This window comes from Pseudonocardia alni (assembly GCF_002813375.1).
Classification (GTDB): domain Bacteria; phylum Actinomycetota; class Actinomycetes; order Mycobacteriales; family Pseudonocardiaceae; genus Pseudonocardia; species Pseudonocardia alni.
The window spans coordinates 2,159,542-2,179,954 of record NZ_PHUJ01000003.1 but is presented as its reverse complement, the minus strand read 5'-3'; the positions used below and the strand labels follow the sequence as shown (position 1 = coordinate 2,179,954).

Sequence of the window (20,413 nt, the reverse complement as noted above, 5' to 3'; positions counted from 1 at the left end):
AATTGTCACCGTCGGTAGAAGTCCCACCAGAGTCGAGACGGTCAGTCTGACGCCGCCACGTCACCTGTCGCCACACCCGCGGGACCATCGGCGTGAACGGATCGGAACGGATGTGGACGGAACCGATTCGACGTGCACGGACCCACTGATCCCGCGGCAGTGCGACCCTACCGGTGGGACCCCGTCCCGGCCGGGCGGGACACCGCGTGCGTGTCGGTGTTCCCGGCTACCCTCGCGGCCGTGAGAGCCCTCCGTCGTTTCACCGTCCGTGCCCAGCTCCCCGCTCCGCTCGCGCCGCTGCAGACACTGGCGACGAACCTGCGGTGGACCTGGCACGCGCCGACCCGGGACCTGTTCGCCTCCCTGGACCCCGACGCCTGGGACGCCAGCGGGCAGGACCCGGTCCGCCTGCTCGGCGAGATCCCCACCGGTCGGCTGGCCGAGCTCGCCGCGGACGACGCGGTCGCCGCCGAGGTCGCCGAGCGGGCCGCGGAGCTGGAGGCCTACCTGTCCGAGCCGCGCTGGTACGACGAGGCCGACGGCGCGGGCCGGCCGTCGGCCGTCGCGTACTTCTCGATGGAGTTCGGCGTCTCGGAGGTGCTGCCCAACTACTCCGGCGGTCTCGGCGTGCTCGCCGGCGACCACCTGAAGGCCGCCTCGGACCTGGGCGTTCCGCTCGTCGCGGTGGGGCTGCTGTACCGGTCGGGGTACTTCCGTCAGTCCCTGTCGCTCGACGGCTGGCAGCTCGAGCACTATCCGGCGATCGACCCACAGGGGTTGCCGCTGCAGCTGCTCACCGACGCCTCCGGCGCGCCGGAGCTCGTCGAGGTCGCGATGCCGGGGGACCGCACGCTGCACGCGCGGATCTGGCAGGCCGCGGTCGGGCGGGTCCCGCTGCTGCTGCTCGACACCGACATCGAGGAGAACGCCGGCTCCGACGGCGGGGCCGACCTGCGCGGGGTCACCGACCGGCTCTACGGCGGCGACCAGAACCACCGCATCCAGCAGGAGATCCTGATCGGTGTCGGCGGGGTCCGCGCGGTCCGCGCGTTCTGCCGGCTCACCGGGCACCCGACGCCGGAGGTCTTCCACACCAACGAGGGCCACGCCGGGTTCCTCGGCTGCGAGCGGATCCGCGAGCTGTGCACCGGCTCGGCGGTGTCGTCCAACGGCGCGGGACCGGCGACGGCGTCCGCGTCGTCCGGCGGGCTGGACTTCGACGAGGCGCTCGCCGCCGTCCGCGCGGGCACGGTGTTCACCACCCACACCCCGGTGCCCGCCGGCATCGACCGGTTCGGCCTGGACCTCGTGCGGCACTACCTCACCGACCGGCTGCTGCCGGGCCTGCCGACCGACCGGCTCCTCGCGCTCGGCGCCGAGGAGGATCCGGAGACGTTCAACATGGCGCACATGGGTCTGCGCCTGGCCCAGCGCGCCAACGGTGTCTCCCGGCTGCACGGGACGGTGTCGCGGGAGATGTTCGGCGGGCTGTGGGCCGGGTTCGACCGCGAGGAGGTGCCGATCGGCTCGGTCACCAACGGCGTGCACGGCCCCACCTGGGAGGCCCACCAGGTCACCGAGCTGCTCGGGGAGCCCGGCAGCAGCACCGCCGCGGTGTCCGACGCCGACGTGTGGGGCCTGCGCAACACGCTGCGGTCCCGGCTGGTCGACGAGGTCCGCCGCCGGGTGCGCGCCGCCTGGCTGGAGCGGGGTGCGTCCGAGCCGGAGCTGGGCTGGACCGACCACGTCTTCGACCGCGACGTGCTCACGGTCGGCTTCGCCCGCCGGGTCCCGACCTACAAGCGGCTCACGCTGATGCTGCGCGACGCCGACCGGCTCCGCAGCCTGCTGCTCGACCCGCACCGGCCGGTGCAGCTCGTCGTCGCGGGGAAGTCGCACCCCGCCGACGACGGCGGCAAGGCGCTCATCCAGCAGATCGTGCGCTTCGCCGACGACGCCGGCGTGCGCCACCGCATCGTCTTCCTGCCCGACTACGACATGTCGATGGCCCGCTACCTCTACTGGGGCTGCGACGTCTGGCTGAACAACCCGCTGCGCCCGCTGGAGGCCTGCGGCACCTCCGGCATGAAGTCCGCGCTCAACGGCGGGCTGAACCTGTCCATCCGCGACGGCTGGTGGGACGAGTTCTACGACGGCGCCAACGGCTGGGCCATCCCCACCGCCGACGGCGTCGAGGACCCGACCCGGCGCGACGACCTCGAGGCCAACGCCCTCTACGAGCTCATCGCCACCCAGGTCGGCCCGGCGTTCTACGACCGCGTCGACGGTGTCCCGCACCGCTGGGTCGAGATGGTCCGCCACACCCTCACCACCCTGCGGCCGAAGGTGCAGGCCACCCGGATGGTGCGGGAGTACGTGCAGGACTGGTACACCCCGGCGGCCCGCGCCGCCGCGGACGCGGCCGCGTCGGACTACGCCGTCGCCCGCGACATCGCGCAGTTCCGGGCCCGGCTGAACAAGGCGTGGAACCACGTCCGGATCACCGGTGTCGACGCGTCCGGGCTGCCCGACACCCCGGTCGTGGGGTCGCCCATGACCGTCCGGGCGGGGGTGGACCTGGCCGGGCTGGACCCGTCGGACGTGACGGTCGAGGCCGTCGTTGGGCGGGTCGACTCCTCCGACGAGCTGGCGGACCCGGTGACCGTCGCGATGGAGCACCGCGGCGACGGATCCTGGGAGGTCGCCGTGCCGCTGCCGCACGCGGGGCTGACCGGGTACACGGTGCGGGTGCTGCCGCACCACCCGCACCTGGCGTCGTCGGTCGAGCTGGGGCGGATCGTCCTGGCGGGCTAGCGCAGCGTGGTCCGGCTCGTGGTGCGCTCACCCCGCGGGGCGACGGTGGTCAGCGTGAGCTCCCGCGGTCCCGGGGGCAGCGCGCCGACCACGATGTCCTGGGTGGCGGCGTAGCCGCCGCAGGTGCCCGACCAGAGCACCCGGCCGGCCGTCGCGAGCGTGCACGGGCCGGACACGAAGGGGTCGACCGGCGCCTCGCGGGTGGCGCGCACGTGCACGCGCCCGTCGGCGGCGCGGGCCGCGGTGATCGACATCGTGAGGGCGCACGGGGCCTGCTCGCCGTACGTGGTGAGGACGGCGGGCCCCGGCTCGGACCGGCTCTCGTCGACGTCGCGGCTCACGGCGCGCACCGACACCGTGAACGGCGCGACGCAGTAGTCGCCGTACACCGGGGCGCTGGTGGTGGTCTCGGTCGAGGCGGAGTGGAGGACGGTGCCCGCGTGGTCGCGGACCTCGACGTCGTAGTGGGTGCGCAGGGCGCCCTCGTTCCGGACGGGCGGGGACCAGGACACCTGCAGTCCGAGGCCGCGGGCGCCGCCGCCGGGTACGGGTGAGACCTGCAGGGCCTGCACCGGCCCGGGCGCCGTGAGCGCCTCGGCCGGCGGCGACGGCGGGGCGGGGATCGCCGCCGTCGTGAGCAGGGCGGTGGTGGCCACGGCGGCGACGGCGGTGGCGGCACGGAGAAGGCGGGGGAGCGCTCGGGGCACGTGGACTCCAGTCCCACGGGGTCAGATGCTCTCGGCGTATCGGAGCAGTGTTGACGTACGTCACACGTTCGAGCGGAATACGCCCGTTCGGCCTAGCAGCAGTGTGGCGGTCAGTCGCCGCAGACGGGCAGCGGGGTGTGGGCACCGGGGATCTCGCCGTGCTGGGGGAAGTACCAGGTCAGCGTGCGGTAGGCCGGGCGCCCGGCGCAGGTGCCCGGGTCGCCCGTTCCCGGGTCGCGGCGGCGAGCGGCTGCCCGGGGGCGGCGTAGGCGGCCGTCCCGGTGCCGGTGGCGGTCGGGCCGCCCCAGCTCTGCCACGTCAGGTCCTCGACGATGCCGGTGGAGCTCGCCCTGCCGAGGTCGACCAGCGGCGGCCGCGCGGTCCCGAGACCGCGGGCCTGCGGCCGGTCCGGGCTGCCGAGCACGATCGTCACCGGCGGTCCGGTGCCGGTCGACGCGGAGTCCGACGGTGCGGCGTCGGCGGACGCGCTCGGGCCCGCCGCGGTCTCCGCGCCGCGGGTCGGGGCGAGCGGGGAGGAACCCGCACAGCCCGCGCCCAGGACACCGACCAGCAGGACGGCCGGGAGCACGAGCACGACGCGCCGGGCCGCCCGTGACGTCCCACCGCCCGCCGGACCTCCGCCCGCCGGACCGTGGTCCGAGGGGGCGGGACCCGTCGTCGGCACGGGTCAGCCGCCGCAGCACCCGCCGCCGCAGCAGCCCCCGCCGCCACCGGCCGGGGTCATCGCGGGCCGGGGTGCGGCACCGGACCGGCCGCCGAGCGCGATCGTCGAGAGCAGCTTGACGGTGTCCGCGTGTCCGTGCGGGCAGTCCGCCGGGTCCGACGACGCGGCCATCGGCCGTTCGACCTCGAACGTCGTGGCGCACTCGCGGCAGCGGAACTCGTAGCGCGGCATGCGCGGAGCCTACGCCGCCCGGCCCGTCGGACCCAGCTCCCCGAACCCGGCTGGCCGGGTCCGGTCAGCGGCTGCGCAGCAGGCGTACCGAGCGGGGCGGCAGGACGATCGTCGCCCCGGCGTCGAGCGGGGTGGTGTCGGCGGGGGTGCCGTCGGGCGCGGTCGAGTCCAGGACCGGGTCGAATCCGTGGTCGCTGGGCAGCACGCAGTCGGCGGGCTCGTCGCCGGCGTGCAGGACCAGCAGCCAGTAGTCGGCCAGCAGCAGCGCGAGGGTGCGGCGGCCGCCGTCGTGCCAGTCCCCGGGCTCCATCGGCCGCCCGGACGGGTCCCACCAGAGGACCTCGCCGTCGACGTAGAACTGGTCGCGGTGCAGCACCGGTGACTCGTGGCGCAGTGCGGCGACCTTGGCGGTGAACGCCTCCATCGCCGTGGTCTCGTCGGTGCGGGTCCAGTCCACCCAGGAGGTCTCGTCGTCGCGGCAGTAGGCGTTGTTGTTGCCGCCCTGGGTGCGCCAGCGCTCGTCGCCACCGGTGATCATCGGGGTGCCGATCGACAGCAGCAGCGTCGCCATCATCGCCCGGGCCGTGGCCTGCCGGGCGGCGCGGATGCCGGCGTCGTCGGTCGGGCCCTCGGCGCCGTGGTTCTGCGAGCGGTTGTCGTCGGTGCCGTCGCGGTTGTTCTCGCCGTTGTCCTCGTTGTGCTTGTGCTCGTAGGACACGAGGTCGCGCAGGGTGAAGCCGTCGTGGGCGGTGACGAAGTTGACCGAGGCCCACGGGCGACGCCCGGAGAGCTGGTAGATGTCGGAGCTGCCGGTCAGCCGCGACGCCAGCTCGGCGACGCCGCCGTGGCCGCGCCAGAAGTCGCGCACCGCGTCGCGGTAACGGCCGTTCCACTCCGACCACGCCACGCCGAACCCGCCGACGCGGTAGCCCTCGCCGGTCGCGTCCCACGGCTCGGCGATCAACTTGGTCGTCGACAGGGTCGGGTCCTGGGCGATCGCGGTGAGCAGTGCGGAGTCCGAGGAGAACGGACCCGACCGCGGGCGACCGAGCACCGAGGCGAGGTCGATCCGGAACCCGTCGACGCCGTAGGCGTGCACCCAGTGCCGCATGGCGTCGCAGACCAACCGGATCACCGTGGGGGAGCCGGCGTCGAGGGTGTTGCCGGTGCCGGTGATGTCGGCGTCGTGCCCGGACCCGCCGAGCGAGTAGTACGCCGGCGCGTCGAGGCCGCGGTAGGACAGGGTGGTGCCGCCGACCCCGCCCTCGCAGGTGTGGTTGGGGACGATGTCGAGGACGACCTCGATCCCGGCCGCGTGCAGGGTGTCGACGAGGTAGCGGAACTCCGCGACCTCGTTGCCGGGGTCCGAGGCGTAGCCGGCGTGCGGGGCGAGGAAGCCCAGCGTGGCGTAGCCCCAGTAGTTCGACGCGCCCCGCTCCAGCAGCGGTGGCTCGGGGGCGTTGGCCTGCACCGGGAGCAGCTCGACGGCCGTCACCCCGGTCCGCTGCAGCTGCGCGATCACCGCCGGGTGGGCCAGCCCGAGGTAGGTGCCACGGTGCGCCTCGGGCACCTCGGGGTGGAGCTTCGTCCAGCCGCGCACGTGGATCTCCGAGATCACCGTCTCCGACCACGGCACGTCCGGGCGGGGCGGGCGCGGCGCGGCGTCGGTGGCGGTGACGACCGACAGCGGCACCGAGCCGAGCGAGTCGACGGTGCTGGGCCGCCCGGACATCGGGTCGCCGTCCCACCCGCGGGCGGCGACGACGTCGGTGACGGTGCCGGTGATCCGCGCGGCGTAGGGGTCGACGAGGATCTTGTGCGGGTTCGCGCGCAGCCCGTGGAACGGCCGGTACTCGCCGTGCACCCGGTAGCCGTAGCGCTGACCGGGCCGCACCCCGGGCACGTGGCCGTGCCACACGCCGAAGGTGTGTTCACGCAGCTCGACGCGCCGCTCGGTGAGACCACCGCCCTCACCGTCGGCGGCGCCGTCGATCAGGCACACCTCGACGGTCTCGGCGCTGGTGGTGGCGACCGCGAAGCGGGTCCCGTGGTCGTCGGGGTGGGCACCGAGGGGGAAGACAGGCACGATCGGCCAGGATAGGGGGGTGACTTCGCCCCGAACCCCGTCCGCGCCCGGTGTCACACCCGTTTCCACCCCGATCGACGACGAGGACGTGGTCGTCGGGATGGACGGCGCCACCGTCCGCCGCGGCGACACCATCCTGCTCGATGCCGTCGACTGGCGGGTGGAACTCGACGAGCGCTGGGTCGTCCTCGGCCCGAACGGCGCCGGCAAGACGACCCTGCTCCGGCTCGCCGGTGCGGAGCTGCACCCGACCGCCGGCACCGTCCATGTGCTCGGTGAGCGCATGGGCCGGGTCAACGTCTTCGAGCTCCGCACCCGGATCGGTCTCACCTCGGCGAACCTGGGCGTCCGGATCCCGGGCGACGAGATCGTCTCCGACGTCGTCGTCTCCGCGGGCTACGCGGTCCTCGGGCGCTGGCGCGAGGAGTACGAGCGCGACGACACCGGCCGCGCCGAGCAGCTGCTGGGCCAGCTCGGCATGGCGGGGTTCGCCGGGCGCGCGTACGGCACGCTCTCCGAGGGCGAGCGCAAGCGGACCCTGATCGCCCGCGCGCTGATGACCGACCCGGAACTGCTGCTGCTCGACGAGCCCGCCGCCGGGCTGGACCTCGGCGGCCGCGAGGACCTCGTCACCCGGCTCGCCGACCTCGCCGACGACCCGTACGCCCCGGCGTCGGTGCTGGTCACCCACCACGTCGAAGAGATCCCGCCGAACTACAGCCACGGGCTGCTGCTGCGTGAAGGGCGTGTGGTCGCCGCGGGGCTCCTGGACGAGGTCATGACCTCCGAGCCGCTGTCGGAGACGTTCGGGCTGCCGCTGACCGTCGAGCGCCGCGGCAACGGACGGTTCACCGCCCACCGGCGCGACTGATCCGCCGCCGGGCGCCGGTGCCCGCACCCGCGTGGGGCGACCGTCGCGCGGGTCGCCGCGAACCGGGACGGGACGCCACGCCGGCCGAGGCGGCCGGGTCGGATCACTGCGCGCTCCGGGGCGCCGGAGGCGACTAGGGTCCGCAGACGTGACCGAATTCGTGAGCCTGTCCGTGGACGAGGGCGTCGGGACGATCCGGATCGACCGCCCGCCGATGAACGCCCTGAACCGTCAGATCCAGGGTGAGCTGCTGGAGGTGGCCGACGAGGCCGCCACCCGCGCCGACGTGCGTGCGGTCGTCGTGTACGGCGGGGAGAAGACCTTCGCCGCGGGTGCGGACGTCAAGGAGATGGCGTCGATGTCCTACTCGGACATGGCGCCGCAGGCGCGGCGGCTGTCCGCCGGGCTGGGGGCCGTCTCGACGATCCCGAAGCCGACCGTCGCCGCGGTGACCGGTTACGCCCTCGGCGGCGGCCTGGAGGTCGTACTCGGGGCCGACCGGCGCATCGCGGGGGACAACGTCAAGCTCGGCTTCCCGGAGATCCTGCTCGGCATCTTCCCGGGTGGCGGCGGCACCCAGCGCGCCGCGCGACTGATCGGGCCGTCGCGCACCAAGGACCTGATCTACACCGGCCGCATGGTGAAGGCCGACGAGGCGCTGGCGATCGGGCTGGTGGACGAGGTCGTCCCGGCCGACGAGGTCTACACCCGCGCCGTCGCCTGGGCGCAGCAGTTCACCGCGGGCCCCGCCCTGGCCTACGCCGCCGCCAAGAAGGCGATCGACAACGGCCTCGACACCGACCTGCGCACCGGCCTGGACATCGAGTCCGAGCTGTTCGCGGGCGTGTTCGCCACCGACGACGCGAAGGCCGGCATGGCCAGCTTCGTCGAGAACGGCCCCGGCAAGGCCACCTTCACCGGCCGCTGAGCCGTCCGCCCCCGCCCGGACGCGCGACGCGCCCGGGCGGGGAGCAGGTCGGCGGCCGTGTTCTGCGAAACTCCTCCTCATGAGTTCGGACCCGGCGCCCACCCCGCACGCCACCGCCGAGCAGGTCGAGGCGGCCTGGCACGACCCGAAGCTCGCCAACGTGCTCTACCACGACTGGGAGGCGGGCACCTACGACGAGAAGTGGTCGATCAGCTACGACGAGCGCTGCATCGACTACGCCGCGGGCCGATTCCGTGCCGCGGCCCCGTGGGACGGCCGCCCCTACCTGCGCGCCCTGGAACTGGGCAGCGGCACCGGGTTCTTCCTGCTGAACCTGATGCAGGCCGGTGTCGCCGAGCGCGGCGTCGTCACCGACCTGTCGCCGGGGATGGTCGACGCCGCCACCCGCAACGCCGAGCACCTCGGGCTGGAGGTGGAGGGTGCCGTCGTCGACGGTGAGCACATCCCGTTCCCCGACGACAGCTTCGACCTCGTCGTCGGGCACGCGGTGCTGCACCACATCCCCGACGTCGAGGCCGCGTTCCGTGAGGTCCTGCGGGTGCTGGAGCCGGGCGGGCGGTTCGTGTTCGCGGGCGAGCCCACCACCGTCGGCGACGCCTACGCCCGCACGCTCGGCCAGTGGACCTGGAAGGCAACGACCACCCTGACGAAGCTCCCGGCCCTGCGGGGCTGGCGGCGCCCGCAGCACGAGCTCGACGAGTCCTCCCGGGCCGCCGCGCTGGAGTCGGTCGTCGACATCCACACCTTCGACCCGGCCGACCTGGAGCGCACCGCGACCCGGGCCGGGGCAGAGGGAGTGCGGGCCTCCACCGAGGAGTTCGCCGCCGCCATGCTGGGCTGGCCGGTGCGGACCTTCGAGGCGGCCGTCCCGCCCGGAAAGCTCGGCTGGAACTGGGCGATGTTCGCCTACCACGGCTGGCAGCGGCTGTCCTGGCTCGACGAGCACGTCCTGAACCGGGTCGTGCCGCGCAGCTGGTTCTACAACGCCCTGATCACCGGTACCAAGCCGAGATGAGCGATCGGCCCCGGCGCGGCGCGCTGTCGGTCAGCATGGACGACGTGGAGCACCCGCTGGAGCCGTTCTGGCGCGGCGTCATCGCCTACCGCCTGCTCACGCTGCTGACGGTCGTCGGCGTGACGCTCTACCACCTGCCCACCGGCTACGAACGTCCGCCGGCCGCGGTCGGCGTGCTCGTCGTGATGGCGGTGTGGACGGCCGTGACGTCATGGGGCTACCTCGGCGGGCTGCCCGGCGCCCCGGACCGCCGCGGCCTGCTCGCCCTGGCCGACCTCGGCGTCTGCGTCGCGATCATGGCGACCACGCCGCTGGTCGTCCGGGTCGCCCACCTCGACGAGGGCGGCCCCGGCATGGGGTCGATCTGGACCTCCGGCGGGGTGCTGGCCTGCGCGGTCGCGTTCCGGATCACCGGCGGGGTGCTCGCCGCCGCCGTGATCTCGGTGGCGCTGGTGCTGTCCAAGCAGCGGTTCGGGGTGCTGGAGCTGGGCGACATGCAGCTGCTCCTGCTGGCCGGGCTGACCGTCGGGTTCGCCGCGCACGTGCTCGACCGCACCGCCGCCCGGCTGCGCCGCCTCGTCGCCGAACAGGCCGCCACCGCCGAACGCGAGCGGCTCACCCGGGCCGTGCACGACGGAGTCCTGCAGGTGCTGGCGCACGTCCAGCGCCGCGGCGCCGAGCTGGGCGGCGGGGCGACCGAGCTCGGCGTGCTCGCCGGAGAGCAGGAGACCGCGCTGCGTGCGCTGCTGTCCGGGCCGGGGACCACCGACGCGTCCGGGTGCCGCGACCTCGCCGCCGCGCTGCGGATCCTCGCCTCGGACCGGGTCACCGTCTCGGCCCCCGGACGTCCGGTCGAGCTGGGCCGGCCGGTCGTCGACGAGGTGGAGGGCGCGGTGCGGGCCGCGCTCGCGAACGTGGCGCTGCACGCCGGGGCGGACGCGCGCGCGTGGGTGCTGGTCGAGGAGCTGCCCGGGGCGGTCGAGGTCAGCGTCCGCGACGACGGCCCCGGCATCCCCGAGGGCCGCCTCGCCGAGGCCGAGGCGCAGGGCCGGATGGGGGTGTCCCGCTCCATCCGTGGCCGCGTCGGCGACGTCGGCGGGACACTGACGCTGGACACCGGACCGGACATCGGGACCGAATGGGTCATCCGGGTCCCCAGGGAGGGCACATGAGCATCCGGGTGATGGTCGTCGACGACCACCCGATCTGGCGCGAGGGCGTGGCCCGCGACCTCGCCGAGCGCGGCCTCGACGTCGTCGCGACGGCCCCGGACGCGCCCGCGGCCGTCCGGATCGCGACGGCCGTGCGGCCGGACGTGATCCTCATGGACCTCAACCTGGGCGTGACCTCCGGCGTGGACGCGATCGCCGGGATCGGGCAGCAGAGCCCGGACAGCCGCGTACTGGTGCTGTCGGCCTCCGGTGAGCACGCCGACGTCCTGGAGGCGGTCAAGGCCGGTGCGCTCGGCTACCTGGTGAAGTCCGCCGGGGTCGACGAGCTGCTGGAGGCCATCCGGCGCACCGCCGACGGCGTCGCCGTGTTCACCCCGGGGCTGGCCGGGCTGGTGCTGGGGGAGTACCGGCGGCTCGCCGACGCCCCGCGTCCCGCCGACGGCGCGCCCGCCGTCCCGGCACTCACCGACCGCGAGACCGAGGTGCTGCGCCTGGTCGCGAAGGGCATGACGGCCAAGCAGATCGCGGCGAAGCTCGTCGTCTCGCACCGGACCGTCGAGAGCCACGTGCAGAACACCCTGCGCAAGCTGCAGCTGCACAACCGCAGCCAGCTCGTCCGGTACGCCATCGAGCAGGGCCTCGCGGACTGAGCAGGCGGGGCGGTGCGTTCCCTGCGGTGAGCGGAGTGAACCCGTAACGGGGGCCACCCCCATCACGAACAGGTCACGGGACCGGGCAGACTCGGCTCCGCCCCCGACGCTCGACCTCCGGAGAGCCCGTGACCGACCCGAGCGCCCTGATCGGGTACCTGCTCCAGAGCCCCTGGCTGGTGCCCCTGCTCGCCGTCGCCGTGATGTGCGACGGGCCGCTCCCGTTCCTGCCGAGCGAGCCGGTGCTGTTCAGCGCCACGGCCGCCGCACTGGCGGACGGCGACCGGTGGCGGATCGTGGCCCTGTTCGGTGCCGCGGTGGTCGGGTCGCTGCTCGGCGACGCGGTGCTCTACGGCGCGGGACGCAGCTCCCACTCGGTCGTCCGGGGCACCCGTCGCGGTGACGGGACCGGCGCCTGGGTCCGCCGCCACCTGCATCGCCGACCGGTCGCCGCGCTGGTCGCGACCCGGCTGCTGCCCGGCGGACGGCTGGCGAGCGTGTCCGCGGCCGGCCGGGTCCGGCTGCCGCTGCGCGCGTTCCTGCCCGCGACCGTCGCGAGCGCCCTGGTGTGGAGCACCTGGATGACCGGCATCGGCGTCCTGGTCGGGCCGATCACGCACGGCGACCCGCTGATGTCGGTGCTCGCCGGGTTCGTCCTCGCGGCGCTCGTCGCCTCCGCGGCGGCCGCGGCCAAGGCGCTGCTGCGGCTGCGCCGCCCCGTCGTCGCGGTCTGAGCCCGCCCGGCCCGTTCGCGCCGAACCGGCGGGTTCCGCGCCGTTCGGACGGCCTACTGTGCTGCGGCACATGGCAAGCTGGGCCGTCCGGACGAACGGGGCGGGGAGAACTGAGGACGTGCACGACGACGGCGACCGGGTCTCGGCGGTGGCGGTGGGGCGGCCGGTGGTGCCGCCGGGGGTCGAGGTCGTGGCCCACGTGCCGCCCGCGCCCGCCGAGGGGGCCGCGGCTGCGGTCGACCGCGCCCGGCCCGGTCTGGTCCTGGTCGACCTGACCGGCCCCGAGGGTGTGGCGCCCGCGGTGATCGCCGCCGTGCTCGCCCGCGTGCCGGACGCGGCGGTGCTCGCCGTCGCCGGTGCGGTCGCCGACCACGCCCGGGTCCTCGACGCGGTACGGGCCGGGGCGACCGGCGTCGCGACCGGTGCCGACCCCCGGGAGCTGGCCGCCGTCGCCGCCGCGGCCGCCGCCGGGCGTCCCGCGTTCTCCCCGGGGCTGGCCGACGTCGTCCTGGAGTCGGTCGCGGCCCCCACACACGCGGTGCCCGAGCTCAGCCCGCGCGAGTCCGAGGTGCTGCGGCTGGTGGTCGAGGGGCTCACCGCCAAGCAGATCGCGGCCCGGCTCGTGCTGTCCCCGCGCACGGTCGAGAACCACGTGCAGCGGCTGCTGCGCAAGTTCGAGGTGCCCGGCCGTGCGGCCCTCGTCCGGCACGCGATCGAGTACGGGCTCGCCTGAACGTCGTTTGTGCGTTTCCACGTACTTCCGTATTTTGAGGTGCGTGAGCGGCATCGAGGAGCGGCTGCGCGCCGTCGAACAGGCCGTCGTCGAGCTGCAGGAGGCCCTGCGGGCCGCCGACCGACCGGACGCCGTCGGGCCCGCGGACACCTCCGTCCCCGACGACGACGCGCTGTGGGCGCTGACCGGGCTGGAGGCCCGCAGCCCCGGCGCGGTGCTGATGGCCGGCAGCGTCGGGCTCCCCGGCGACGAGGGCACCGTCCGCTGGCAGTACGCCCGCCCGGGCGAGGTCCTGCTCGACGCCGACTGGCCCGAGCTGAGCGCGACCCTCGACGCGCTCGCCCACCCCGCGCGGCTCGCGATCCTGCAGCACGTGCTGGGTGGCGTGCACAGCACCGCCGAGCTGCTGGAACAGCCCTCGGTGGGCACGACCGGCCAGCTGCACCACCACCTGCGCCAGCTCGTCGCCGCCGGCTGGCTGGCCTCGACCCGGCGCGGCCACTACGAGGTCCCGGCCGCCCGGGTCGTCCCGCTGCTGGTCACCGTCCTGGCCGCGCACCGCTGAGAGGACCCGCCATGACCGCCACCACCTCCGCGCCCGCCGGGGTCGGACGCCGCATCGGGACCGTCGCCGCTGTCGCCGCCGTGTTGGCGGTGCTCGTCGGCGTGGTCGCCGGCCCCGAGCACCGACGGCTCGGGCCGCAGACCACCGGCGATCCGGCCCTGGCCGAGCGGGTCCGGGCCGCCGCGGGCGGGCACGGCGGCTACCGGTCGCTCGCCGTCGCCGAGGTCACGCCGACGACGGTCACCACCTCCGGGCTCGGCCCCGCGGACATCGGGGCCCCCTTCGAGATCGGGTCGGTCACCAAGACGTTCACGGCCGCGTTGTTCGCCGACGCGGTGACCCGCGGCGAGGTCCGCCCCGACGACCCGCTCGAGCGCGCACTGCCGGAGCTGACGGGCACCCCGGCGGGCGCGGTCACGCTCGCCTCGCTCGCCCAGCACCGCTCCGGGCTGCCGGCGCTGGGGGCGACCGCCGCCGCCCGGGCCCTGGCCACGACGGTGAACCTGAACCCGTACGCGTCGACGACCACCGCGCAGCTCCTCGACGACGCCCGCGCCGCCGCGGTCGACCCGCAGCAGCCGCCGACGTACTCCAACTTCGGCGTCGCGCTGCTCGGGACCGCGGTCGTCCGCGCCGCCGGCGCCGACGGGTACCCGCAGCTGGTCGCGGACCGGATCACGGGGCCCCTCGGCATGACCTCGACGAGCTTCGCCGCCACCGGCGCGCAGGTCCCGGACACCGCGGTCCCCGGGCACCGCGACAACGGCCGCCCCGCGCCCCGCTGGGCCGGCGAGGGCTACCTGCCTGCCGGGAGCTCCACGTTCTCGACCGTCGACGACCTCGCGCGCTGGGCCGCGGCCCAGCTCACCGGCGCCGCACCCGGCACCGGCGCGCTGGTCCCGACCGCGCAGGACGACCCCGGCACGTCGATCGGCTGGATCTGGGTCACCAGCGGGGCCACCGGCGCCGACGGCGCCCGGTACCCCTACGTCTGGCACAACGGAGGCACCGCCGGGTTCAGCAGCATGCTGGCCCTCGACCGCGAGGGCGGGCGGGCGGTCGTCGTGCTCGGCGACACCACCGCCGGGGTCGAACCGGTCGCCCGCACCCTGCTGTTCGGCACACCCCCGTCCGACGAAGGCGCGGACCTGCTCGCGTGGGCGCCGGCCGCGATCGCGGCGTTCTTCTCGCTGCTCGCGCTGCGCCGCGCGCTGCGGGAGGGTGCGCTGCTGCCGATCGCCGACGGCCTGCTGACCGCGGTGTTCGGGCTGGTGCTGCTGTGGAACCGGGGCCCGTGGGCCTCGGTCGGCGGCTGGGTGTGGGGGCTCGCGCTCGCACCGGCCGCCGCAGCGCTGGCGGTCGCGGTGCTGCGGGGCCGGGGGCTGCCGCTGCACCCGGCCGGGCGCACCGTCACGGCATGGGCCGGGCCCGGTGTCTCGGCACTGCTGGTCGCCGTGGTGGTGTGGGCCGGCTGAGCTGCGGGCGCGCGCTGCACGGAGGCGAGAGGCGCGCCGCGCAGTGCTGCCGCCGCACCGACCCGCGGGTGCCGGGTGCGGGGACACACCGCGTCGGGCCGTCGCCGCGCCGGCTACGGGCGCGCGGTGAGCCGGGCCAGCGCCGCGTCGAGGACGGCCGGCACGTCCGGCGCGGACAGCACGTCCACCGGGCGGGTGCCGGGTCCGGCGGGCACGGTCGCCCCGCGGGCGGGGCCGAACCCGGTGTCCACGGTCAGCGCCGTCGGCGTCGGCGTCAGCGACCCGGGTGCGACGCACTCCAGCAGCGCCGTCGCGTCGTGCAGGGCGACCGCGTCGCGGCCGTAGCGTTCCCGGTAGAACCGCATGTACGGGGCGATCATCGCGGCCAGCTCGGCGCCGACCGGGTCGGCGTCGCCCAGTGCGGCGACCCACTCCGGGCCCGCGGCACAGCCCAGCGTGGTCTCCAGGGGCACCAGCGCGACCGGCACGGAGCCCTCGCCGGGGTCCTGGGCCAGGACACGGTGGGCGGCCTCCGGGTCGGCGTGGACGTTGAACTCGGCGGCACCGGTGACGTTCCCGCCGCCGATCGCCCCGCCCATGACGACGACCCGCTCGATCCGCCCCACCAGATCCGGGCGGGCGGCCAGCAGGATCGCGGTGTCGGTGAGCGGGCCGATCGAGGCGATCGTGACCGGCTCGGTCGCCTCCTCGAGGACCCGCGCCATCAACGCGGCCCCGGACCCGGGCATCGGTGCGGCGGGGCCGGGCAGCGACGCAGCGCGCCCGCCGAGCCCGTCGGAGCCGTGCACGTGCCCGGCCCGCCGCTCGAGCCGGTGCACCAGCGGCCGCGCCGCGCCGACCCCCAGCGGGACGTCCGGGCGCCCGGCGAGGGCGAGCAGGCGACCCGCGTTGGGCAGGGTGGCGTCCAGTCCGACGTTGCCGAAGGTGGCGACGACGGCCCGGACGTCCACCTCGGGGCTGCGCAGGGCCAGCACGAGCGCGACGGCGTCGTCGACGCCGGGATCGGTCGAGATGATCAGGGGGCGGGGCACACCGGCGAGCCTACGACCGGCCCGCCGGGGTGATCACTCGCTGCGGGTGGGCTCGTCCTCGTTGTCCGCCTCGACCTCGCGGGCGGCCGCCCCGGTGGCCCCGGAGTCGTCGGTCGTCGCGTCGGGCCGCGGGTTGCCTGCCTTGTCCGTGTCGACGCGGGAGGTGCCGCCTCCTCCGGAGGTCAGCTCGTCGGTGCCGACGTCGGTGCCGTCGTCGGGCTGGCGGTGCTCGCTCACAAGCGGACCTCTCGGGTGGGGTACGGGTACTCGCCGGAGGTACCCGTCGCCGGTGGGGTGCACACGCCTAGTCTCTGCCGGGTGCGACGTCCGCCGATCCCCGACGCCGACCCGGAGCAGGCGAAGCTGTTCAGCCTCACCTCGCTGCGCTGGATCCTGCGCCACCGCGCGTACAGCCCCTGGTACCTGCGGCGGTACTGGCGGCTGGCGAAGCTGCGACTGCGGCACCCGCACGTCGTACTGCGCGGCATGGTGTTCCTGGGCCGGGACGTGACGATCGAGGCCCGACCCGGATTCGGGCGGCTCGAGATCGGCCGCTGGGTGCACATCGGCGACGGCACCGCCCTGCGCTGCCACGAGGGTTCGATGCGGATCGGCGACAAGGTCGTGTTCGGCCGGGACAACACCGTCAACTGCTACCTCGACGTCGAGATCGGCGCGACGACGCTCGTCGCCGACTGGGTCTACGTCACCGACTTCGACCACCGCACCTCCGACGTCCGGCGCCCGATCAAGGACCAGGGCATCGTGAAGTCGCCGGTCCGGATCGGCGAGGGCTGCTGGCTCGGGGTGAAGACCTCGGTGCTGCGCGGCACCCGGATCGGCCCGGGCAGCGTGCTCGGGGCGCACGCGGTCGCGCGGGGGGACATCCCCGCGGAGTCGATCGCCGTCGGGACCCCGGCCCGGGTGGTGCGCGACCGGCGGGCCGACTACGAGGCCGCCGCCGCCGAGCGCGCCGCGGTCGCGGACATGGCACGCAAGGCCGACCGGGCCCTGCAGGCCCGGCTCGACCGGGCCTGAGCCGCGCCGCGGGCTCAGGCGCTGAACAGGTTCCCGGTGGGGATCTTCGGACGGGGGAGCTCCCGCGGCCCGGCAGCGGTGGCGCCGGCGTAGATGCGGGCGGTGTGCCCGGCGATGACCGGCCAGGCGAAGTCGGTGCGCAGCCGGGCCCGGGCCGCGCGGGCCCGGCGGCGGGCGGCGGACGGGTCGGCCAGCGCCCGGTCGACGGCGTCGGCGATCCCGGGGACGTCGCCGGGGGCGAACCCGAGGCCGGTCTCGCCGTCGCGGACCAGCTCGCCGAGCCCGCCCGCGGTCGAGGCGACGAGAGTCGCTCCCACCGCGGCGGCCTCCAGCGCGACGATTCCGAACGGCTCGTAGCGGCTCGGCAGGACGACCGCGTCCGCGCCGCGCAGCAGGGCGGTCAGCTCGCCGTCGGGCAGGTGGCCGAGGAAGGTCACCGAGCGCGTCACCCGGTGCTGCGCCGCGCGCTCGGCCAGCATCTCCTGCTGCGTCCCGCTCCCGGCGACGAGCAGCCGGGTCCCGCGGTGCCGCCGCCGGATCCGGGGCAGTGCCGCGATCAGGTCCTGGACGCCCTTCTCGTACTCCAGACGTCCGAAGTAGACGATCCTCGGCCCGTCGCCGGCGTGCGCGGGAGCGGCGGCGCGGGACCGCCAGCGACGCGGGTCGATGCCGTTGTGCACCACATGGACGGCGGCCGGGTCGAGGTCGTGCAGTGCCGACACCTCGGTGCGCATCGCGCCGGAGCAGGTGATGACCTCGTCCGCGCGCTGCGCGAGCCACCACTCGGTGGAGTGCACCTGCCGGTTCAGCGGCCCCGGCAGCCAGCCGGAGTGCCGGCCCGCCTCGGTGGCGTGCACGGTCGCGACCAGCGGGACCCCGAGGACGTCGGCGAGCGCGATCGACGGGTGCGCGACGAGCCAGTCGTGGGCGTGCACGACGTCCGGCCGCCAGCTCGGCAGCAACGCGGTCAGTGCGTGGCGCAGCATCGCGTGCCCCATCGCGAGCGTCCACGCGACCAGGTCGGTGCCGAACTCCAGCTCCGGCGGGTCCTCGGCCACCCGCAGCACCCGCACCCCGTCGACGGTCTCGGTGCGGGTCGGGTGGGTCTCGGCGTCGGTGCCGGTGGGGGCCCGGGACAGCACGACGACCTCGTGCCCGGCCGCGACGAGCTCGCGGGACAGCGCGTGCACGTGCCGGCCCAGCCCGCCGACGACGACCGGCGGGAACTCCCAGCTGACCATCAGCACCCGCATCGCTAGATCCTGACAAACACCGGACCGGCGGTAACCCCCGGGGCGCCGTCCGCGCACCGGGTGAGCGAGTTCGTGGTCAGACCCGTCCCAGGTCCCGGGCGTCCACGTGCCCGAAGGTCGGCAGCGGCGTGTCCGCCCACGCCGCGACCCGGCGCTGTGCGGCGCGCCGTCGCCCGGCGCGCAGCAGCCCGGACAGCTCCGCCACCCGTCCGGCGTGCAGGTCGGCGCGGGAGCGGGCGTACCCGGCTGCGGAGTCCTTGCTGACCATGAACGCCCAGTCGCTGGACAGGGCGTGCAGCGCCTGGTCGGCGAGCAGGTCGGCCAGCGGGTCCCGGAGGGGGCCGGGCAGCGGGGCGGCGAGCAGGTCGGACTGGACCGCGGCGTTCCGCGCGACCAGGTCGGCGACCTGCGGCCCGGCCCAGACCCGCCAGTCCTTGCCCGAGCCCCAGGACGACTCCCGCAGGTCGACCGGGTCGCCGACCAGGCCGTCGTCGACGGCGTCGCCGAGGGTGCGCACGGCGACCCCGGCCTCGGGCAACCTGCGGAGCACGGCGGCCAGCCAGGCAGGTCCCTCGTGCCACCAGTGCCCGAACAGCTCGGTGTCGAACGCGGCGACGGTCAGCGCCGGGCGGCCGTGCTCGGCGCGCAGCGCGGTCAGCCGTGCGACGACGGTGTCGACGAAGTCGTCGGCGTCGCGGGAGACGGCGCGGGCGGCGAGCGCGGGGGCGTAGGGCTTCTTCCGCTCGGTCGGTACCCGCCGTCCGGTGACCCGCGCCGGTTTGAGGCCGGACTCGTGGTCCCAGGTGTGGAAGTCGCGGTACTCGGCCGAACCGGGGTAGCCCTTGCGGGGCGACCACACCCGGTAGGTGATCTCCAGGTCGCGGCCGACGCACACGACGTCGGAGGTCCCGACCGGCCTGGCGAACGCGGTGTCGCCGCGCAGCGCGGGGCCGTCGACGAGGAAGCGGCGCACCCCGGCGGCGGCGTAGCCGTCCTCCATCCCGGGTGCGAAGCCGCACTCGGGCGCCCAGATCCCGGCCGGCCGGGCGCCCAGGCGCAGGGCGTGGTCGTCGAGCCCGGCGCGCAGCGAGAACGCCCGCACCCGCGGGTCGAGCAGCGGCTGGAACGGGTGCGCCGCCGGCCCGCCCAGCAGCTCGACGGCGCCGGAATCGCGCAGACCGCGCAGGGCGGGCGACCCGCCGTGGCGCCAGTGCCGCTCGAACTCGGCCGTCGCCGCCGTCGACACCCGGTGCTCGTGCGCGGCCAGGTCCGGCAGCCGGCCCGCCGCCGAGTGCGCGCGCAGCGTCCACCCGCCGAGCCAGTCGTGCACCCCGCGCAGGCAGTGCGGGTCGTCGAGCTGCGCGGCCAGCACCGGCGTCACCCCGAGGGTGGCCAGCCCGGTGCGGCCCTCCTCGGCCAGCTCCCGCAGCATCGCGACGACGGGCAGATAGGAGTGCGCCCAGGACTGGTACAGCCACTCCTCGCCGACCGGCCACCGGCCGTGCCGGGCCAGCAGCGGCAGGTGCGAGTGCAGGACGAGGCAGAACGTCCCGACGGGCGCGCCGCTCACGGCCGGGTCGCCGTGACCAGCAGGTCGAGCGAGGCGTCGAGGTCGGTGTCGTCGCCGGTGCGCAGCACGAAGTGCGAGCACCGCACCCCGGCGACGTCGACGGCCAGCGCGTGCGGCCACGGCTCCCCGGACAACGCCAGCCGGGTCTGCGCCTCGATGAGACCACCGTGGCGGGCGTCGAGCTCGCGCAGCCGCGGACCGTGGTGCAGCCCCTGCACGACGACACGGCCGAACCCGGCGTCGTCGACCAGGCCGGCCAGTTCGCGCGGGTCGAGCTCGCGGGTGTGGAACGGGTTGAGCGGGGTGTCACGACCGGGGGAGAAGGTGATCCGGTTCGGCGTCGACACCATGAGCCGCCCGCCGGGACGCAGCACCCGCCTGCACTCGCGCAGGAACCGCTCCTGCTCCCACAGGTGTTCGATGACCTGCAACGACACGACGACGTCGACGCTCCCGTCGGGCACCGGCAGCGCCACGAGGTTGGCCCGGGCCACGCCCACCCGCGGGTAGCGGGCACGGACGTGGGCCACGGTCGTGGCGTCGTAGTCCAGCGCCAGCACCGAGCGGGCGGCCCCGGCGAGCAGGTCGGCGCCGTAGCCCTCGCCGCAGCCGGCCTCCAGCACGGCCACGCCCGAGCAGTCGGCGGCGATGGCCGCGTAGACCACCTCGTGGCGGCGGAACCAGTAGTTCTCGTGGCTGATGCCCGGGACGGTGCGCTCTCCGGTGAGGGGCAGGCTGCTGGTCACCCACCGACTTCACCACGCCCGTCGGAGGGAGTTCGCACCGGTCCCCTCGCGTGCGCTACCGCTCGTC

The 20,413-nt window shown here is 75.5% G+C and carries 20 protein-coding genes; 11 read left to right on the top strand and 9 right to left on the bottom strand.

From position 1 onward, the window contains the following. The first annotated feature begins 240 nt into the window (after positions 1–240). On the top strand, positions 241–2,814 hold the full coding sequence (gene glgP, locus ATL51_RS11055) for an alpha-glucan family phosphorylase (protein ID WP_073578588.1): 2,574 nt from the start codon (positions 241–243) through the stop codon (positions 2,812–2,814). On the opposite strand, the gene ATL51_RS11050 is transcribed toward glgP, so the two are convergent. The 4 genes from ATL51_RS11050 to glgX form a co-directional block, all read right to left on the bottom strand. Further along, complete coding sequence (locus ATL51_RS11050; RefSeq protein WP_167409989.1) at positions 2,811–3,521, bottom strand: fibronectin type III domain-containing protein; 711 nt, start codon at positions 3,519–3,521, stop codon at positions 2,811–2,813. The genes glgP and ATL51_RS11050 overlap by 4 nt on opposite strands. Before the next feature lie 178 nt (positions 3,522–3,699). Continuing rightward, a complete protein-coding gene (locus tag ATL51_RS11045) occupies positions 3,700–4,116 on the bottom strand; it encodes a hypothetical protein (protein WP_100878567.1) in 417 nt (138 codons plus the stop codon). 93 nt (positions 4,117–4,209) lie between these two features. After that, positions 4,210–4,437, bottom strand: coding sequence for an FmdB family zinc ribbon protein (locus tag ATL51_RS11040; protein WP_073578478.1), 228 nt, complete (start codon positions 4,435–4,437; stop codon positions 4,210–4,212). Between the two features lie 64 nt (positions 4,438–4,501). Further along, positions 4,502–6,523 carry a glycogen debranching protein GlgX gene (glgX, locus tag ATL51_RS11035; RefSeq protein ID WP_100878566.1) on the bottom strand — a complete coding sequence of 674 codons (2,022 nt, stop codon included), beginning with the start codon at positions 6,521–6,523 and terminating at the stop codon, positions 4,502–4,504. A 100-nt stretch (positions 6,524–6,623) separates the two neighbouring features. Here glgX and ATL51_RS11030 point away from each other — a divergent pair, with 100 nt between their 5' ends. The 9 genes from ATL51_RS11030 (at position 6,624) to ATL51_RS10990 (ending at position 14,687) form a co-directional block, all read left to right on the top strand. Beyond that, positions 6,624–7,394 carry an ABC transporter ATP-binding protein gene (locus ATL51_RS11030; RefSeq protein ID WP_073578587.1) on the top strand — a complete coding sequence of 257 codons (771 nt, stop codon included), beginning with the start codon at positions 6,624–6,626 and terminating at the stop codon, positions 7,392–7,394. Positions 7,395–7,542: 148 nt separating this feature from the next. Next, positions 7,543–8,322, top strand: a complete 780-nt coding sequence (locus ATL51_RS11025; RefSeq protein ID WP_073578476.1) for an enoyl-CoA hydratase/isomerase family protein — start codon at positions 7,543–7,545, stop codon at positions 8,320–8,322. A 79-nt stretch (positions 8,323–8,401) separates the two neighbouring features. Continuing rightward, complete coding sequence (locus tag ATL51_RS11020) at positions 8,402–9,358, top strand: class I SAM-dependent methyltransferase (protein WP_073578475.1); 957 nt, start codon at positions 8,402–8,404, stop codon at positions 9,356–9,358. Next, a complete protein-coding gene (macS, locus tag ATL51_RS11015) occupies positions 9,355–10,530 on the top strand; it encodes a MacS family sensor histidine kinase (RefSeq protein WP_100878565.1) in 1,176 nt (391 codons plus the stop codon). The genes ATL51_RS11020 and macS overlap by 4 nt, the downstream gene beginning before the upstream one ends. Beyond that, a complete protein-coding gene (locus ATL51_RS11010) occupies positions 10,527–11,180 on the top strand; it encodes a response regulator (RefSeq protein ID WP_073578474.1) in 654 nt (217 codons plus the stop codon). Before macS ends, ATL51_RS11010 begins: the two co-directional genes overlap by 4 nt. A gap of 128 nt (positions 11,181–11,308) precedes the next feature. Beyond that, on the top strand, positions 11,309–11,914 hold the full coding sequence (locus ATL51_RS11005) for a DedA family protein (RefSeq protein WP_073578473.1): 606 nt from the start codon (positions 11,309–11,311) through the stop codon (positions 11,912–11,914). A 70-nt stretch (positions 11,915–11,984) separates the two neighbouring features. Next, positions 11,985–12,647 carry a helix-turn-helix transcriptional regulator gene (locus ATL51_RS11000; RefSeq protein ID WP_083659183.1) on the top strand — a complete coding sequence of 221 codons (663 nt, stop codon included), beginning with the start codon at positions 11,985–11,987 and terminating at the stop codon, positions 12,645–12,647. Positions 12,648–12,690: 43 nt separating this feature from the next. Next, complete coding sequence (locus tag ATL51_RS10995) at positions 12,691–13,212, top strand: ArsR/SmtB family transcription factor (protein ID WP_301548990.1); 522 nt, start codon at positions 12,691–12,693, stop codon at positions 13,210–13,212. An 11-nt stretch (positions 13,213–13,223) separates the two neighbouring features. Further along, positions 13,224–14,687, top strand: coding sequence for a serine hydrolase domain-containing protein (locus ATL51_RS10990; RefSeq protein ID WP_073578471.1), 1,464 nt, complete (start codon positions 13,224–13,226; stop codon positions 14,685–14,687). Between the two features lie 113 nt (positions 14,688–14,800). On the opposite strand, the gene ATL51_RS10985 is transcribed toward ATL51_RS10990, so the two are convergent. Further along, positions 14,801–15,739 (bottom strand): nucleoside hydrolase, encoded by a 939-nt coding sequence (locus ATL51_RS10985; protein WP_073578470.1) that lies wholly within the window; start codon positions 15,737–15,739, stop codon positions 14,801–14,803. A 33-nt stretch (positions 15,740–15,772) separates the two neighbouring features. Next, positions 15,773–15,976: a hypothetical protein gene (locus ATL51_RS10980; RefSeq protein ID WP_073578469.1), complete on the bottom strand. Its 204-nt coding sequence runs from the start codon at positions 15,974–15,976 to the stop codon at positions 15,773–15,775. A gap of 81 nt (positions 15,977–16,057) precedes the next feature. Here ATL51_RS10980 and ATL51_RS10975 point away from each other — a divergent pair, with 81 nt between their 5' ends. Then, positions 16,058–16,777 (top strand): acyltransferase, encoded by a 720-nt coding sequence (locus ATL51_RS10975; RefSeq protein WP_301548989.1) that lies wholly within the window; start codon positions 16,058–16,060, stop codon positions 16,775–16,777. A gap of 14 nt (positions 16,778–16,791) precedes the next feature. Here ATL51_RS10975 and ATL51_RS10970 read toward each other — a convergent pair whose 3' ends face one another. The 3 genes from ATL51_RS10970 to ATL51_RS10960 all read right to left on the bottom strand — a co-directional run bounded on the left by ATL51_RS10970 (position 16,792) and on the right by ATL51_RS10960 (position 20,346). Next, positions 16,792–18,030: a glycosyltransferase family 4 protein gene (locus ATL51_RS10970; RefSeq protein ID WP_073578468.1), complete on the bottom strand. Its 1,239-nt coding sequence runs from the start codon at positions 18,028–18,030 to the stop codon at positions 16,792–16,794. Between the two features lie 76 nt (positions 18,031–18,106). Continuing rightward, positions 18,107–19,600 carry a 1,4-alpha-glucan branching protein domain-containing protein gene (locus ATL51_RS10965; protein WP_100878563.1) on the bottom strand — a complete coding sequence of 498 codons (1,494 nt, stop codon included), beginning with the start codon at positions 19,598–19,600 and terminating at the stop codon, positions 18,107–18,109. Continuing rightward, complete coding sequence (locus tag ATL51_RS10960; protein ID WP_100878562.1) at positions 19,597–20,346, bottom strand: class I SAM-dependent methyltransferase; 750 nt, start codon at positions 20,344–20,346, stop codon at positions 19,597–19,599. The genes ATL51_RS10965 and ATL51_RS10960 overlap by 4 nt, the downstream gene beginning before the upstream one ends. Positions 20,347–20,413 lie beyond the last annotated feature (67 nt).

Excerpts from the sequence above, each read along its gene's own strand:
- ATL51_RS11040 (WP_073578478.1), bottom strand. The coding sequence starts at position 4,437 with ATGCCGCGCTACGAGTTCCGCTGCCGCGAGTGCGCCACGACGTTCGAG.
- ATL51_RS11030 (WP_073578587.1), top strand. The coding sequence starts at position 6,624 with ATGGACGGCGCCACCGTCCGCCGCGGCGACACCATCCTGCTCGATGCC.
- ATL51_RS11020 (WP_073578475.1), top strand. The coding sequence starts at position 8,402 with ATGAGTTCGGACCCGGCGCCCACCCCGCACGCCACCGCCGAGCAGGTC.
- macS (WP_100878565.1), top strand. The coding sequence starts at position 9,355 with ATGAGCGATCGGCCCCGGCGCGGCGCGCTGTCGGTCAGCATGGACGAC.
- ATL51_RS11010 (WP_073578474.1), top strand. The coding sequence starts at position 10,527 with ATGAGCATCCGGGTGATGGTCGTCGACGACCACCCGATCTGGCGCGAG.
- ATL51_RS11000 (WP_083659183.1), top strand. The coding sequence starts at position 11,985 with ATGGCAAGCTGGGCCGTCCGGACGAACGGGGCGGGGAGAACTGAGGAC.
- ATL51_RS10990 (WP_073578471.1), top strand. The coding sequence starts at position 13,224 with ATGACCGCCACCACCTCCGCGCCCGCCGGGGTCGGACGCCGCATCGGG.
- ATL51_RS10970 (WP_073578468.1), bottom strand. The coding sequence starts at position 18,030 with ATGCGGGTGCTGATGGTCAGCTGGGAGTTCCCGCCGGTCGTCGTCGGC.